This window comes from Rhodoglobus vestalii (genome assembly GCF_006788895.1).
Taxonomy (GTDB): Bacteria; Actinomycetota; Actinomycetes; order Actinomycetales; family Microbacteriaceae; genus Rhodoglobus; species Rhodoglobus vestalii.
The window spans coordinates 964,114-978,346 of the sequence record NZ_VFRA01000001.1; the positions used below are offsets into that span (position 1 = coordinate 964,114).

12 protein-coding genes and 1 tRNA gene are annotated in these 14,233 nt (G+C 61.2%); 4 read left to right on the forward strand and 9 right to left on the reverse strand.

Annotated elements, in window-relative coordinates; genetic code table 11:
- The 6 genes from topA to FB472_RS04640 all read right to left on the reverse strand — a co-directional run bounded on the left by topA (position 1) and on the right by FB472_RS04640 (position 6,032).
- Positions 1-2,814 (reverse strand): type I DNA topoisomerase, encoded by a 2,814-nt coding sequence (topA, locus tag FB472_RS04615; protein WP_141989848.1) that lies wholly within the window; start codon positions 2,812-2,814, stop codon positions 1-3.
- An 82-nt stretch (positions 2,815-2,896) separates the two neighbouring features.
- Positions 2,897-3,241 (reverse strand): Rv3654c family TadE-like protein, encoded by a 345-nt coding sequence (locus FB472_RS04620; RefSeq protein WP_141991464.1) that lies wholly within the window; start codon positions 3,239-3,241, stop codon positions 2,897-2,899.
- Positions 3,242-3,261: 20 nt separating this feature from the next.
- Positions 3,262-3,654 carry a TadE family type IV pilus minor pilin gene (locus FB472_RS04625; RefSeq protein ID WP_246078081.1) on the reverse strand — a complete coding sequence of 131 codons (393 nt, stop codon included), beginning with the start codon at positions 3,652-3,654 and terminating at the stop codon, positions 3,262-3,264.
- Positions 3,632-3,919, reverse strand: coding sequence for a DUF4244 domain-containing protein (locus FB472_RS04630; protein WP_141989849.1), 288 nt, complete (start codon positions 3,917-3,919; stop codon positions 3,632-3,634). The genes FB472_RS04625 and FB472_RS04630 overlap by 23 nt, the downstream gene beginning before the upstream one ends.
- Positions 3,920-4,023: 104 nt before the next feature.
- Positions 4,024-4,905, reverse strand: coding sequence for a type II secretion system F family protein (locus FB472_RS04635; RefSeq protein WP_246078082.1), 882 nt, complete (start codon positions 4,903-4,905; stop codon positions 4,024-4,026).
- A gap of 35 nt (positions 4,906-4,940) precedes the next feature.
- Positions 4,941-6,032 carry a TadA family conjugal transfer-associated ATPase gene (locus FB472_RS04640; RefSeq protein WP_141989851.1) on the reverse strand — a complete coding sequence of 364 codons (1,092 nt, stop codon included), beginning with the start codon at positions 6,030-6,032 and terminating at the stop codon, positions 4,941-4,943.
- Between the two features lie 373 nt (positions 6,033-6,405).
- On the opposite strand from FB472_RS04640, the gene acs reads away from it, so the two are divergent.
- Entirely contained in the window at positions 6,406-8,370 is a 1,965-nt protein-coding gene (gene acs, locus FB472_RS04645) for an acetate--CoA ligase (protein WP_141989852.1), read from the forward strand.
- 5 nt (positions 8,371-8,375) lie between these two features.
- Here acs and FB472_RS04650 read toward each other — a convergent pair whose 3' ends face one another.
- Genes FB472_RS04650 through sp36 form a run of 3 tightly spaced genes read right to left on the reverse strand, consistent with a single transcriptional unit; the run spans position 8,376 to position 10,512 of the window.
- Positions 8,376-9,893: a UDP-N-acetylmuramoyl-L-alanyl-D-glutamate--2,6-diaminopimelate ligase gene (locus FB472_RS04650; RefSeq protein ID WP_141989853.1), complete on the reverse strand. Its 1,518-nt coding sequence runs from the start codon at positions 9,891-9,893 to the stop codon at positions 8,376-8,378.
- Complete coding sequence (locus tag FB472_RS04655) at positions 9,890-10,351, reverse strand: RidA family protein (protein ID WP_141989854.1); 462 nt, start codon at positions 10,349-10,351, stop codon at positions 9,890-9,892. Before FB472_RS04655 ends, FB472_RS04650 begins: the two co-directional genes overlap by 4 nt.
- Positions 10,351-10,512 carry a Sp36 family protein gene (sp36, locus tag FB472_RS13960; RefSeq protein WP_021809467.1) on the reverse strand — a complete coding sequence of 54 codons (162 nt, stop codon included), beginning with the start codon at positions 10,510-10,512 and terminating at the stop codon, positions 10,351-10,353. Before sp36 ends, FB472_RS04655 begins: the two co-directional genes overlap by 1 nt.
- 54 nt (positions 10,513-10,566) lie before the next feature.
- Here sp36 and FB472_RS04660 point away from each other — a divergent pair, with 54 nt between their 5' ends.
- From FB472_RS04660 to FB472_RS04670, 3 genes are all read left to right on the forward strand, one after another.
- A complete protein-coding gene (locus FB472_RS04660) occupies positions 10,567-13,119 on the forward strand; it encodes a transglycosylase domain-containing protein (RefSeq protein WP_141989855.1) in 2,553 nt (850 codons plus the stop codon).
- Positions 13,116-14,081 carry a metallophosphoesterase gene (locus FB472_RS04665; RefSeq protein WP_141989856.1) on the forward strand — a complete coding sequence of 322 codons (966 nt, stop codon included), beginning with the start codon at positions 13,116-13,118 and terminating at the stop codon, positions 14,079-14,081. The genes FB472_RS04660 and FB472_RS04665 overlap by 4 nt, the downstream gene beginning before the upstream one ends.
- 28 nt (positions 14,082-14,109) lie before the next feature.
- A tRNA-Pro gene (locus tag FB472_RS04670) sits at positions 14,110-14,183 on the forward strand.
- Positions 14,184-14,233: the final 50 nt, after the last annotated feature.

Here is a 14,233-nt window from a genome sequence, read left to right on the forward strand (position 1 = left end):
CTACTGAGCTTCGTCTGCGGTCACTGCGGCGGGTTTCGCAGCAGCTGGTTTCGCAGCGGCTGACTTGGCGGCCGGCTTCTTCGCCGCAGGTTTTTTGGCCGCGGGCTTCTTCTTGGCTGCCGGCTTCTTGGCTGCGGTTTTGCGCTTGACTGGACCCTTGGCGCGCTTGTCTGCGAGCAGTTGCACTGCGCGCTCAAAGTCAACGTCTTCCACGGTTTCGCCGCGCGGGATGGTGGCGTTGGTGGTGCCGTCGGTTACATAGGCACCGAAGCGGCCATCTTTGATCTTGATGGGCTTCTCGCTCACCGGATCGGCGTCGAACTCTTTGAGCGCACTGGATGCTGCGCGACCGCCGTATTTGGGTTGCGCATACAGTTCTACAGCGCCAGCCACATCAATGTCGAAGATGAGGTCTTCGCTCGGGAGGGATCGTGTATCGGTGCCCTTTTTGAGGTACGGGCCGTAGCGGCCATTCTGCGCAGTGATTTCAACGCCGGTCTCGGGGTCGGGCCCGACAACACGCGGCAGGCTGAGTAGTCTCAGTGCGGTCTCAAGATCGATCGCATCGAGTTCCATGGTCTTGAAGATGGATGCCGTACGCGGCTTTACCGCCGCCACTTTTTTCAGCTTTTTGGCTTTTTTGACTTCGCCGGTCTTGGGGTCGATCACCTCGGCGGGTTCTTCGACCGGCTCTGGCTCTGGCTCTGGCTCGAGTTCGGTGACGTAGGGGCCGAAGCGACCATCTTTGGCCACGATCTCTTTGCCGGTTTCGGGGTTGATGCCGATAACGCGGTCGCCGACGACGGGAGCGTCGATGAGTTCTTGTGCTTTCACGAGGGTGAGTTCGTCGGGCGCGAGTGCTTCGGGAATGTTGATGCGGCGAGGTTTCTCGGGGTCGTCACTGGGGGTCTCCAGGTACGGGCCGTATTTTCCGATGCGCAGTGTCACGTCATCCGAGAGTCGCATCGAGTTAATCTCTTTGGCATCAATCTCACCGAGGTTGTCGATGACGGTGCGTAGGCCCCGATATTTGTCGTCGCCGAAGTAGAACGATTTGAGCCACTCGACGCGGTTCTGGCTTCCCCCGGCGATGCGGTCGAGGTCATCTTCCATACCGGCCGTGAAGTCGTATTGCACGAGGTCGCCGAAGTATTCTTCGAGCAGTCGCACCACAGAGAAGGCGATCCAGTTGGGCACGAGTGCTTGGCCGCGCGGGGTGATGTAGCCGCGGTCGATGATGGTCGAGATGATGGATGCGTAGGTCGACGGGCGGCCGATGCCGAGCTCTTCGAGCTTCTTGACGAGGCTTGCCTCGGTGTAGCGCGGCGGTGGGCTGGTCTCGTGGCCCTTGGCTTCAATCTCGAGCAGGGTGAGTTTCTGGCCTTCCTTGAGGGGAGGCAGTTTCGCTTCTTTGGGCTCGGCTGTGGCGTTGCGTTCTTCGTCTTGGCCTTCTTCGTAGGCCTGCATGAAGCCGCGGAAGGTGATGATGGTGCCGCTGGCCGAGAATTCGGCGACGGGTGCGTTTCCGGCGGTAATCGTGATGGATGCCGTTGAGCCCTTCGCGTCGGCCATCTGTGAGGCGACGGTGCGCTTCCAGATCAGTTCGTAGAGCTTGAAGTCGTTTCCGCGCAGGGTGGACTGTAGCGAGTTGGGGGTGCGGAAGGTGTCACCGGAGGGGCGAATTGCTTCGTGCGCTTCTTGAGCGTTTTTGCTTTTGCTCGCGTACACGCGGGGTTTGTCAGGCACGGCGTCGGCACCGTAGAGGGCAACAGCTTGACTGCGGGCTGCGGTGATGGCCTGTTGCGAGAGCGACGAGGAGTCGGTTCGCATGTAAGTGATGTACCCGTTTTCGTAGAGCGATTGTGCGACGCTCATGGTTTGGCGGGCGGAGTAGCGCAGCTTGCGGCCGGCCTCCTGCTGCAGCGTTGAGGTGGTGAAGGGTGCTGCGGGGCGACGCGTGTATGGCTTGGTTTCTACCGTTTTCACCGCGATGGTGTCGGCCGGCATCCGCAGTGCGTCTGCAAGGGTTTGTGCGGCCTTTTCGTCGAGGGCTACGGCGTCGCTTTTGAGGTTTCCGCGGTCATCGAAGTCACGGCCGGCGGCGACGCGTTTGCCGTCGAGACGCACGAGCTTGGATTCGAAACTGTTGGATTCGAAGCCGTTGGTTTCGCTGTCGGGTGAGAGCTGGGCGATGAGGTCCCAGTAGTTGGCGGTGATGAATGCGAGCCGTTCACGTTCGCGCTCAACAACGAGGCGGGTGGCGGCGGATTGCACGCGACCGGCGGAGAGACCTGGGCCGACTTTGCGCCACAGTACTGGCGAAATTTCGTAACCGTAGAGACGGTCGAGGATGCGGCGGGTTTCTTGGGCGTCGACGAGGGCGGTGTCGACGTCGCGGGTGTTGTTGATTGCCGCTGCGATGGCGTCTTCGGTGATTTCGTGGAACACCATGCGCTTGACGGGAACTTTGGGCTTCAGCACCTGGAGGAGGTGCCAGGCGATGGCTTCTCCCTCGCGGTCCTCATCAGTTGCGAGGTAGAGCTCGTTAGCTCCGCTGAGCGCTTTCTTGAGTTCGGAGACTGTTTTCTTTTTAGCGTCTGAGACTACGTAGTAGGGCTCGAAGTCGTTTTCTACGTCGACGGAGAACTTGCCGAGGGAACCCTTTTTGAGCTCTGGCGGCAGGTTGCGGGGTTCGACGAGGTCGCGGATGTGACCGACGGAGGAGAGCACGTCGTAGTCGTCACCGAGATACTTGGCGATCGTCTTGGCCTTGGTGGGCGACTCGACAATGACAAGCTTTTTGGTGCCAGACACGGGACTCCTTGGGTGATGACGCACTTGACCGGTGGCAGCGCCACTGTCAGCGACACAATACACACACCGACCGCTCAGTTACCTAATCCGCCCCGGTTGGGGGTGGGCCTGCTGTGGCGCTCGTTGTGACCAGTATGCCGAGGATTCGGCGACTTGCGGTAACCGTGACAATACGCCCATCGACTGTGCACTCCTTTATATAGGCGTCATTTGCCGTGGCGAGGCGTGCCGCGTTGTCACACGGGTAGCCGGCGATGAGCCCACTGGCGGTGTCGGCGGCGGCGAGCGCGGCAGCATCGGCGGCTCCGGCGAGTGCATGGCGAACGCTCAACGCCCAATACAGTGGGACGACGAGGGCAGTGAGCGCCACGATGGTAGCAATCAGGCCGACCATAAGGATCGTGCCTGCACCGCGGTCGTCACGCATCCGTTCGCCCACCATTCCCACTATTTGCCTCCGGCAAGCGCGCAACTGTTGGCGCTGAGCGTTATCGGCAGAAGCCCAAGTAAAGCGTTTTGAGCGGGGGCGCTCACGGTGGCGCACACGAGATCGTCGCGATGGTGCGAGCTGAGGCGTGCGGAGGAGACAAGGGCGGATGCGGTGGCCGCGACACTTCCCGGGCTTTCGTCTCGAGCGAGGCTGCGAGCCGATGCGGCTGCGGCATCCTGCAGGCGCACCTGCAACCCCGCCAGTTGCACTCCGCTGAGACAGCACACGAGCACGAGGGCTACGGCGGGCAGTGCCAGCGCAAATTCTGCGGTGACGCTGCCACGGTCGCGGTCGCTCACGCCGGCGTTGGCAGCGGTGCGCGGTGCGCTACGCAGGAATGGAGAGCGCATTGCGCACAATGTCGGTGAGCATGCCACGCACCTCGCTTGAGCGCAGCACCACGACGAGTAAGCCGGCAAAACCGACGGCGGCAAGAGTAGTGATGGCATACTCCGCGGTGGCGGCTCCACGTTCCGATCGGAGACGTGTGCGCAGCACCTCGATCGTGCTGCGGCGGGTCTGAGGCCCCGGCTGAGCGAGGTGCGCTGCCATTAGCCGCCGCGAGATTTGACCCGGTTCAAGGTTCGGAAACTGGGCGAGATAGCGATCGTTCATGGTGTACTCCTTCGTGCGCTGGTGCGCAGTCTGTGGCCGAGTACCTCTAGCCTGCCCAGCAGGATCGGGGCGCGGCTCCCGGTCTGCGCATGTGTGGAACACCGTTAGAAACCGGCGACGGTGGATGAGATGACCGCGACCATGAGGGGCAGCACCCCGAGCACCATAAACGCCGGAAGCACGCATAGTCCCAGCGGCAGCATGAGCCGCACCGACAGCGCTGCGGCACGCGCCCGGGCATCAGCATCGGCGGTCAGGCGCAGTTCGTCTGCTTCCGCTCGCAAGAGTTCAGCGGCGGGCACTCCTGCTTCTTGCGAGAGTTGCAGCACTTCGTCAAGATGCTGCCCGTCTCCCGCAAGCCCAAAACGTTCCAGGGCTCCGGCCACAACCCCACGTGCGCGCACAAGCGACCCTCCGCCCGAAACAGCAATGGCCATGAGTTCGCACTCCAGTCCGGGCGCGGCGCGAGTGGGCGTCGCAGAGCGTACGAGCCGTCGATTCCAGCGCACGGCCACAACAATCAGCGCTCCCCCGACGCCAAGACATCCCCAACCGATCGGTGTTGTCAGCAGAATTCCCAGGGTGTCAAACCCCAACAGCGCTCCGAATACGAGCCCGACGGCGGGTAGCGCCAACACCATGCGTGCGGTGGCAACGGGGGCGGCAAGGGCGGTGGCCACTTCGCGCTGCACATGAACGAGCATCCGCAGTGCCTTTGCGTGAGTTCGCAATGCCCCAGCAAGGGGCGCACCGACGGCTCCCGCAACGAACCAGGCTGCCGCCAACGAGCTCCACGCTTGGCGATCGAGAGACGTCAAAGTTTCGGATGCGCGCACGATGCGATCCGGCGCCCCTTCACGATCGTCAGCACCCGTCGTAGCGACAGCTGCCGCCACACTCTCGGCGGGCCTTCCGCGCGCCACATGCTGCCACGCTGACAACGGGGTGAGCCCCGCGTTCAGCAGCACCGCCAGCCGCTGAGTCACGCCCGCCACCTCAGGCAGCTGCGAGGGTGATCGCCTCATTCGAGCTCCGCAATTGCGAGCCGATCGTTGCCGTCAAGCACAAGGCGACCAATGTGGGTGAGCCTGCGTCTTCCCTCCACCCGGTCGATGTGCAGCACCGCACCGATTGCGCTCACGGCCTGCCGCGCCGTAGCCGTTGCATCCAATCCGGCAAGCGCCCCGAGGGCCTCAAGGCGACTGGGCACGTCTTTCAACGAATTCGCGTGCAGGGTGCCGGCCCCACCATCGTGTCCCGTGTTGAGCGCACTCAGTAGCTCGCGGATCTCGGCACCGCGGCACTCCCCGACCACAAGCCGATCGGGCCGCATCCGCAGCGCTTCTCGCACCAGCGCAGAAACACCGTAGCCACCCGCGCCCTCAAGGTTTGCTTGCCGAGCCTCCAACGACACGAAATGTGGGTGCTCCACCCTGAGCTCTGCCACATCTTCAATGGCCACAATGCGTTCAGATTCGGATGCCGCCCCCAACAGGGCGCCCAGAAACGTGGTCTTTCCGGCCCCCGATGCGCCAGAGATGAGCACATTTTCCCGGTCGTCGATGAGCGCTTTCACTCGCTCAAGAGGCACCTCAGCGAAGAAGCCCGCGAAGTCGAGCTCAGCGAGCCCAAACGGTTGACGGCTCGGAACTCGAATCGACAGCAGAGTGCCGGTTGATGAGATCGGCGGCAGCACGGCGTGGACGCGCACACCGCCCGCAAGCCGAACGTCAACGCAGGGCGCCGCTTCATCGATATGACGACCCCCGAGGGTGATGAGACGCACGGCGAGTGCGCGCAGATCTGCTTCGGTCATGCCCACATCGCCAACGAGTTCTAGCCCGCCTCCACGGTCAATCCACACCTGATGGGCACCGTTCGCGAAAACGTCGGTGATGTTGGGGCGGCCAACGTAGGGCGCCAGGGGCCCGAACTCGTGAACTACCTGTGCGGCAGCATCCACTGGCACCCGGGGGGATCCACCCGCCGGCGCACCCACACCCGCCGGCGCACCCACACCCGCCGGCGCACCCACACTGACCGGTGTATCGGCCGTCAGCCGCCGGCGCGCAACAAAAGGGACAGTATCGGAGTCGTGAGAAGTCTGAGTCACGCCGCAACATTAGGTTGCTCAGGCAAGGCGAGGAACAACACAGGGACAGTTGGGCACCGAAGTGGTCGCAGCCCGCCGGTGGAGGAGATGTGCGCCAGCAGATGTGGGCCAGCAGATGTGCGCCGCGGGTGCGAGCTGTTCCCGCACGCGAACACCGAATTGACCAGGAAGGGGCGGCGCCCATTGGGGGAATAGACGCCGCCTCGGCGGCAATCGATTGGGGGGAATCGAGATTGCCGCGCGCCGAACTTGCATTCAGCGTTTCTTAGTGTAGCGCAACGGTTCACGCCTGCAATGGAGGTTCTAGAATCGGTGGGATACTTTCAGACAGCACGTGATCAAGAACCACAATCGCACGATCAAAGAGGATCAAATGCCCAGCAATTCAATCGACAGTCTTCTGCACGAAACGCGCCGTTTCGCCCCAACAGCGGAGTTTTCCGCGCAAACCGGAGCCAGCGCCGACCTCTATAAAGCGGCAAAAGAAGACAGGCTTGAGTTCTGGGCTGACAAGGCACGCGAGTACGTGCACTGGCATAAGCCGTTCACCGAGACCTTGGATTGGTCTACCCCGCCGTTCGCCAAGTGGTTTGCCGATGGCGAGCTCAACGTTGCCTACAACTGCCTCGACCGCCACGTTCTCGCCGGCAATGGCGACCGTGTCGCCATCCACTGGGAGGGTGAGCCCGGTGACAACCGCAGAATCACCTACGCCGAACTCACTGCAGAGGTCAAGCGCGCCGCCAACGCAATGGCCGCCCTCGGCGTCGGCCAAGGTGACGTCGTTGCCATCTACATGCCGCTGATCCCCGAAGCCATCATTGCAATGCTCGCCACCGTGCGGCTCGGCGCCGCACACTCTGTGGTCTTCGGCGGCTACAGCGCCGAGAGCCTTCGCAGCCGTATCGATGACGCCAGCGCCACACTCGTGGTCACCGCCGATGGGGGCTGGCGAAAAGGCAAAGTTTTCCCCCTCAAAGCGGCAGTGGATGCCGCCCTCGCTACCGGGGAATCTACCGTCAAAAATGTGTTGGTCGTCAAGCGCGGCGACAACGATGTTCAGTGGACCGAGGGTCGCGATCTGTGGTGGCACGATCAGGTGGAGGCAGCAGATCCCGAGCATGAGGCACAGGGTTTCCCCGCCGAGAACCCGCTCTTTGTGCTCTACACCTCGGGCACGACGGGCAAGCCCAAGGGCATCCTCCACACCAGTGGTGGCTACCTCACCCAGGCCGCGTTTACGCACAAGAACGTGTTCGATCTGAAACCAGAAACCGATGTCTACTGGTGCACCGCCGATGTTGGTTGGATCACCGGCCACAGCTACGTCACCTACGGCCCTCTCGCAAACGGTGCCACCCAGGTGCTCTACGAGGGAACCCCGGACACCCCCAACCAGGGGCGCTGGTGGGAGATCATCCAAAAGTATGGGGTGAGTATTTTCTATACGGCGCCCACCGCCATCCGCTCCTTCATGAAGGCCGGGCGACAGATCCCTGAGCAGTACGACCTCCGTTCAATTCGTGTGCTGGGATCGGTAGGCGAACCGATCAACCCTGAAGCGTGGATTTGGTATCGGAATGTGATTGGCGCCGGCACCGCTCCCATCGTTGATACGTGGTGGCAAACCGAAACGGGCGCGATTATGGTGTCGGGGCTTCCCGGTCTCACCACGCTGAAGCCCGGTGCCGCACAGGTCACTATCCCCGGCATCAAGATCGACATTTTGGGAGAAGACGGCACTCGCGTTGATCCCCCTAACGGTGGACTTCTCGTAGTTTCCGAGCCCTGGCCGGCCATGCTGCGCGGCATCTGGGGTGATCCCGAACGTTTCAAAGAAACGTACTGGTCGAAGTTCCCCCAGCTAGACAGCCCCAAATACTTTGCGGGTGACGGTGCCCACGTGGATGAAGATGGCGACATTTGGTTGCTTGGCCGCGTCGATGACGTGATGAACGTCTCCGGTCACCGCCTCTCGACCACCGAAATCGAATCCGCTCTCGTCTCTAACCACATCGTCGCCGAAGCAGCAGTGGTCGGCGCCGCTGACGAAGCTACCGGTCAGGCCGTGGTCGCCTTCGTGATCATCAAGTCCAATCAGGAGAGTGCGCAGACTGCCGCCGAGGCAAGCGCACTGCTTCGTCAGCATGTGGTGAAAGAGATCGGTGCCATTGCACGCCCGCGTGACATCTTCATCGTCTCCGAGCTGCCGAAAACCCGTTCGGGCAAAATCATGCGCCGCCTGCTGCAGGATGTTGCGGAGGGTCGCGAAATCGGTGACACCACCACCCTGGCCGACACCACCGTGATGCAGATCATCTCCGACAAACTGAAGTAACGCTGCTAGTTCGCGCGCTCCTTGAGCAGGCGAATAGCAGTGTCAATGTCACTGAACGGCACACGCTCATTGCCGATGATTTGGTACGGTTCGTGGCCTTTGCCCTGCAACAGCACCACGTCATCCGGGTTCGCAGCATCAATCGCGTAGGCGATGGCGGTCGCGCGGTCACGAATCTCCACGACCCGTTCCGGATGCTCGAAACCGGCACGGATGTGCGCCACGATCTGGTCGCCGTCTTCGTTGTGCACGTCGTCATCGGTGACCACGATCAGGTCGGAGGCCTCTTCAACAATGCGCGCCATCTCAGGACGCTTGCCCGGGTCGCGATCACCCGTGGCACCAAAGACTGTCACCACGCGGGTGTGGCCCGACTCGCGCAGGGCCGTGACGGCGTGGCGCACGGCATCGGGGGTGTGTCCGGCATCCACCACCACCAGCGGCAACTGGTCGTTCTCGCGGATGCGGGTCATGCGCCCCAGCACCGGTTTCAGAGGAGCCAATACCTCGGCGATCGCTCGCGGCGCGATGCCCTGAGCCCACAGCACTGCCGCGCACGTGAGGAGATTGTCCACGTTGAACCGCCCGATTAGTCCGCTCGCGACGTGGTGATTTTCGCCGTCGATTGCGAGATCAAACTCGAGCCCTTCGGTTGTGAGCGTCACGTTTTCGGCACGCACAAGCGCTTCAGGATGACCGGCGGCCGTCATGCCGATGCCGCGCACTCCGGCGGGTAGGGTGCTGTGGAAGTGATTCTCGCCAGCGGCATCATCTAGGTTGAGGATGGCAGTTTTCACCCCGGGAAGTGTGAAGATCTTCGCCTTCTGCGCCGCATATTCTTCCATCGACCCGTGGTAGTCGAGGTGATCGCGAGTGAAGTTAGTGAACGCCACAATGTCGAACACAACACCCTCGACCCGGCGCTGCTCTAGCGCATGAGAGCTGACCTCCACGGCGACGTTCTCAACCCCGGCACGGTGGAAGTCATCGAGAAACTGATGCACGGTCGTCACCTGTGGGGTCGTCATCCCCATGTTGATCCGGCGCTCGGCGGTAATCCCGGCACCGAGAGTTCCGATCGTCGCCGATGGCATACCGAGCCGCTGCCACGCCTGCGTCAACAAGTGTGCCGTCGTGGTCTTGCCGTTGGTGCCCGTGATGCCCACCATCGACATCGCTGCGGATGGATGCCCCACAAAGGCATCCGCGATCGATCCGATCACGTCGCGCAGCTTCTCAATCGCATACACCCGTTCATCTAGGTCGACGCCCTCGGACGCCGCCGCATCCACGAGCACCGCAACCGCACCCCGCTTCAGAGCGGGTTCGATGTACGGCAAAGCCGGGGATGCCGTTGTGCCAAGCGCAACAAAAATGTCCCCCTCCTTGACTTCGCGGCTATCTTGCACGAGTCGACGCGCCCTCAGAATGACACCCTCGTACCTTGGCGACCACTGGCCGAGGTCACACTCTCGCAGCGGCGCATCCTCCCCTGCCTGACCGGCACACCACACTTCGATCACGCGAACTCGAAAACAAACTCGATCTCAACCGGCGCGTCGAGCGGCAAAACAGCAACGCCAACAGCGCTGCGTGCGTGCGCACCCAGCTCACCAAAAATCTCGCCCAAAAGCTCAGAAGCTCCATTGATCACACCGGGCTGGCCAGTGAAGCTTGGGTCGGAAGCCACAAAGCCAACCACTTTGACAACACGCGTGATGCGGTCGAGTGACCCAATCGCCCCTCTCGCGGCAGCAAGACCGTTCAGCACGCACGTCTTGGCATACTGGTGCGCGGCCTCGGCATCCACTTCGGCACCAACCTTGCCGGTCGCAGGCAGTTTGCCCTCAACGAGAGGCAACTGTCCCGAGGTATACACGAGGTTTCCGGTGACCATTGCGGGCACGTAGGCGGCAAGCGGCTTAGACGAATCCGGAACGGTGAGGCCCAGCTCTGCCAGGCGATCATCAAGCTGTGACATTACTTGTTCTCTTCCTTGATGCGTTTGAAATAAGCGACCGGGCCCCCTTCAGGGCCGGTACCGATCTGCACAAGCTCCCAACCTTCAGAACCCCAATTGTTGAGGATTGCGGTGGAATTGTGCACGATCAGTGGTGTAGTGATGTACTCCCAGGTGGGCATATTATCGGCTCCCGTTCAGCATGGCGTTATCAATGATCCCTTACTGTTAATCATATGTCTGCCCAAAAAAATCCGCGTCGCGGTGTGGTCTCGGCTCTTGCCGGACTCATCGGCTTCAGCGCCCTCTCAGGAGTGCTCATCACCGCCATGGTCGCCCCCGCGCTCGCTGTCACCGGCGTCACCGCTTCGAGCACCATCGGAATTTTCGATGGACTCCCCGACTACCTCGAAATCGGTCAGCAGCCGGAACGCAACACGCTCTACGCGCAGTTCACTGGCAAAGGCAACGTTGACGGCTACTACCCAATCGCTACGATCTACGATCAAAACCGCCAAGAGGTCGGCTACGACGAGATCTCTGAATACGCGCTGGATGCCACGATCGACGGTGAAGATCGACGTTTCGTGGATCATGGCGGCGTTGACCTCACCTCCCTTGTGCGCGCAGCCGTCGACAACGTCGTGAGCTCCGGCATCGAGAGTGGGGCCTCCACCCTCACCATGCAGCTGGTAAAGAACCTCTACATCTCTGAGGCCGAAGCGCTGCCAACAGAAGATGAGCGTAAGGCGGCTTACGAAGAGGCGGCCCGCAAAACATTTGACCGCAAGCTCAACGAGATGAAGCTCGCGATAGGTCTCGAAAAGCGGTATACGAAGAAAGAAATCCTTACCGCCTACCTCAACATTGCAAACTTCGGTAACGCGACCTACGGCATTCAGGCAGCAGCCCAGCGCTATTACAGTGTTAGCGCCAAAAACCTCACTCTCGAGCAGTCGGCCAGCCTGATTGCAATCGTGCAAGAGCCCAGCTTGCGAAACCTGGCGAACCCCGACAATTTTGAAGCCAATCAGGAGCGTCGCAATGTAATTCTCGTTGCCATGCTCGATGTCGGCTCGATCACGCAGGAAGAGTACGACAACGCCGTCGCGATCCCCGTTGACGAAGAAACCGTGGTTCCCTCGCCGCCCAAGAATGGGTGCACGGCTGGCTACGAGAACGCGAAGTGGTTCTGCGACTACGTCGTCAAGAGCGTGAAAGATTTCGCATTCCTGGGCGATACCCCTGAGGAGCGCGCCGCCAACTGGAAGCAGGGCGGCTACAAGGTCTACACAACCCTCGACCTCGACGCGCAGATTCCGTCCCAGCAGGCCACCTGGGCGTATGCGCCACCCAGCGAGACGTCTTACGCCCTCGGCAGCGCGACCTCAACAGTCGAAGGTGGCACCGGCCGTGTGCTGGTGATGGCAGAGAATAAGAAATTCAACGATACCGCTGACGGCGGGGGCGTCGACGCTTCTGCCGTGAACTACAACACGAGCTTCGAGTACGGCGGTTCTACTGGCTTCCAGCCTGGATCGGCCTACAAGGCCTTCACGCTCATCGAGTGGCTCAATCAGGGCAAAGGGATCTATGAGCGGGTCGAAGGCACCGCCAGAACTATGCAGGGGTCTCAGTTTTTAGACACCTGCAACGGGCCATACGGCGGGACTGTCAAATTCAAGAACAACGGTGGTGAGCGCGGTATCTACAGCGTGGCCGAAGGAACTGCCGAGTCAATCAACGGCGTATTCTTTTCCATGGCCAGCCAGCTCGACCAGTGCAACATCCGCAATGTTGCCGCCAGCATGGGTGTGGAGCGCGCTGATGGCAAAGACCTCGAAAGCTTCCCCTCGTCTGTCATCGGCACCAACACGGTCACCCCCCTGAGCCTCGCCTCTGCCTACGCCGCAATCGGCGCCGGTGGAGTGTGGTGCGAACCCATCATTGTCGACAGGGTAATTGATGCTCGAAACAAAGAGCTAAACGGTCAAGAAAAGAACTGCCGTCAGGCGATTTCGCCCGAAGTTGCTGCGACCACCGCTTTCGTGTTGACAGAGGTTCTGAACCGTGGAAACGCCCGGTTTGCAGACCCCGAAGACGGGATCCCCATGTTTGCGAAGACAGGAACCACTGACGGCGCCAACCAGACGTGGATGGCAACGGGAACCACTCGCTACGGCACTGCCACCTGGGTAGGAAATAGCATCGGTGATCAAGACATGAGCCGCGTTTCGTATGAGGGGGTGCAGGGCTACCGTCTGCGTCACTACATCGCGAAAGCAACTAATGCTGCTTTGAATACTAAGTATCCCGGATCCGCCTTTGGCGAACCAGATTCTCGACTCCTCACAGGATCCGGCACTGAGGTACCCGATGTGCGATTGCAGACCCTTGAGCAGGCAAAATCAGTGCTTGTGAGTCTCGGCTTCAACTTCGCCGATGGAGGCGCAGTCGACTCCGAACTACCCGCGGGCCAGGTTGTGCGCACTGACCCCGCTGCCGGAACACAATCTGCTGCCGGGGCAACCGTCACGGTCTTCACAAGCAAGGGCAATATGAAGCCCCTACCGGATGCGGTAGGTGATGGCGAAACCAACGACTTCGCGACCGCCCAAGGAATAGTAAACGGTGCTGGATTCGCGAATGTGAGCCAGGGCTGTGTGGTGGTCTTGCCTGCTGATCCGCGGGTCGACAAGGTCACTTCGTCTAACCCTGCGCCGGGCGCGGTCATCACAACGGGCTCAGCGATCACCCTCGTGGTGGCACAGGTTGCGCCCTGCCCGTGACCCAGCGCATCTCCCCTGCAGCTACCGCACTCGGTGCGGTAGCTGCAGCCGGGGTCGCCGCATTCACTTGGGGTTCAGTGGTTGAACGCAACCGTTTTACCGTTCGACACGAAACGCTGCCGATTCTTGATCCGAGTGCGCGCGACATCACCGTTCTGCATATCTCTGATCTGCACATGGCGCCCTGGCAGACACGCAAGCAGGATTGGGTGCGCGGTCTCGCGGTTTATGAACCCGACCTGATTATCAACACCGGCGATAATCTGGGCCATGCGGATGGCATCCTCGGCATCACCCGCGCCTTCGAACCGTTTGAGGGCACCCCCGGCGTTTTTGTTCACGGATCAAACGACTACTACGGCCCGCAGTTCAAGAACCCTCTCACCTATTTCACCGCCCCCACATCGAGACATAGCCCCGTCGCGCACCTCGATACGGATGCCCTCAACACTTACTTTGAAGACCGACTCGGGTGGCTTTCGCTCAACAACCACGCCCGCGCCATCGAACTGCGCGGTTCACGGCTAGAACTGTTCGGTACCGCCGATGCGCACCGCGGATGGGACCGGCTCGATCGACTACCCGCCAACGTTGAAGAAATGCGCGAAAACGTCGGTTGGGCGGATGACCGCTACGGGCCAGAAACAGTATCGATCGGTGTCACCCACGCCCCGTACCGCCGCGTGCTTGACGCCCTAGTAACCAACGGTGCGGACGCAATCTTTGCGGGACACACTCATGGAGGGCAGGTTCGGATCCCCGGTATGCCGGCGCTGGTGACCAATTGTGATATCCCTCGCGAGCAAGCACAGGGGCTCAGTGTCTGGCACCACCTGCGGCGCGCAGCATTCCTCAACGTCAGCGCAGGCCTCGGAACCTCCATTTATGCCCCCGTTCGCTTTGCGTGTAAACCTGAAGCGGTGCTGGTGACTCTCACTGCCGGAGATATCGGCTATTCTTGATCTGTTGAACACGAAGGTGATCAACGATCGGGGTGTGGCGCAGCTTGGTAGCGCGCTTCGTTCGGGACGAAGAGGTCGTGGGTTCAAATCCCGCTACCCCGACAAATTATCGGCTCTGCAAATGATCAGGCTCTTCCCGAGTGCAGGGTCGA

Excerpts from the sequence above, each read along its gene's own strand:
- FB472_RS04620 (WP_141991464.1), bottom strand. The coding sequence starts at position 3,241 with ATGCGTGACGACCGCGGTGCAGGCACGATCCTTATGGTCGGCCTGATT.
- FB472_RS04625 (WP_246078081.1), bottom strand. The coding sequence starts at position 3,654 with ATGCGCTCTCCATTCCTGCGTAGCGCACCGCGCACCGCTGCCAACGCC.
- FB472_RS04630 (WP_141989849.1), bottom strand. The coding sequence starts at position 3,919 with ATGAACGATCGCTATCTCGCCCAGTTTCCGAACCTTGAACCGGGTCAA.
- acs (WP_141989852.1), top strand. The coding sequence starts at position 6,406 with ATGCCCAGCAATTCAATCGACAGTCTTCTGCACGAAACGCGCCGTTTC.
- FB472_RS04655 (WP_141989854.1), bottom strand. The coding sequence starts at position 10,351 with ATGTCACAGCTTGATGATCGCCTGGCAGAGCTGGGCCTCACCGTTCCG.
- sp36 (WP_021809467.1), bottom strand. The coding sequence starts at position 10,512 with ATGCCCACCTGGGAGTACATCACTACACCACTGATCGTGCACAATTCC.
- FB472_RS04660 (WP_141989855.1), top strand. The coding sequence starts at position 10,567 with ATGTCTGCCCAAAAAAATCCGCGTCGCGGTGTGGTCTCGGCTCTTGCC.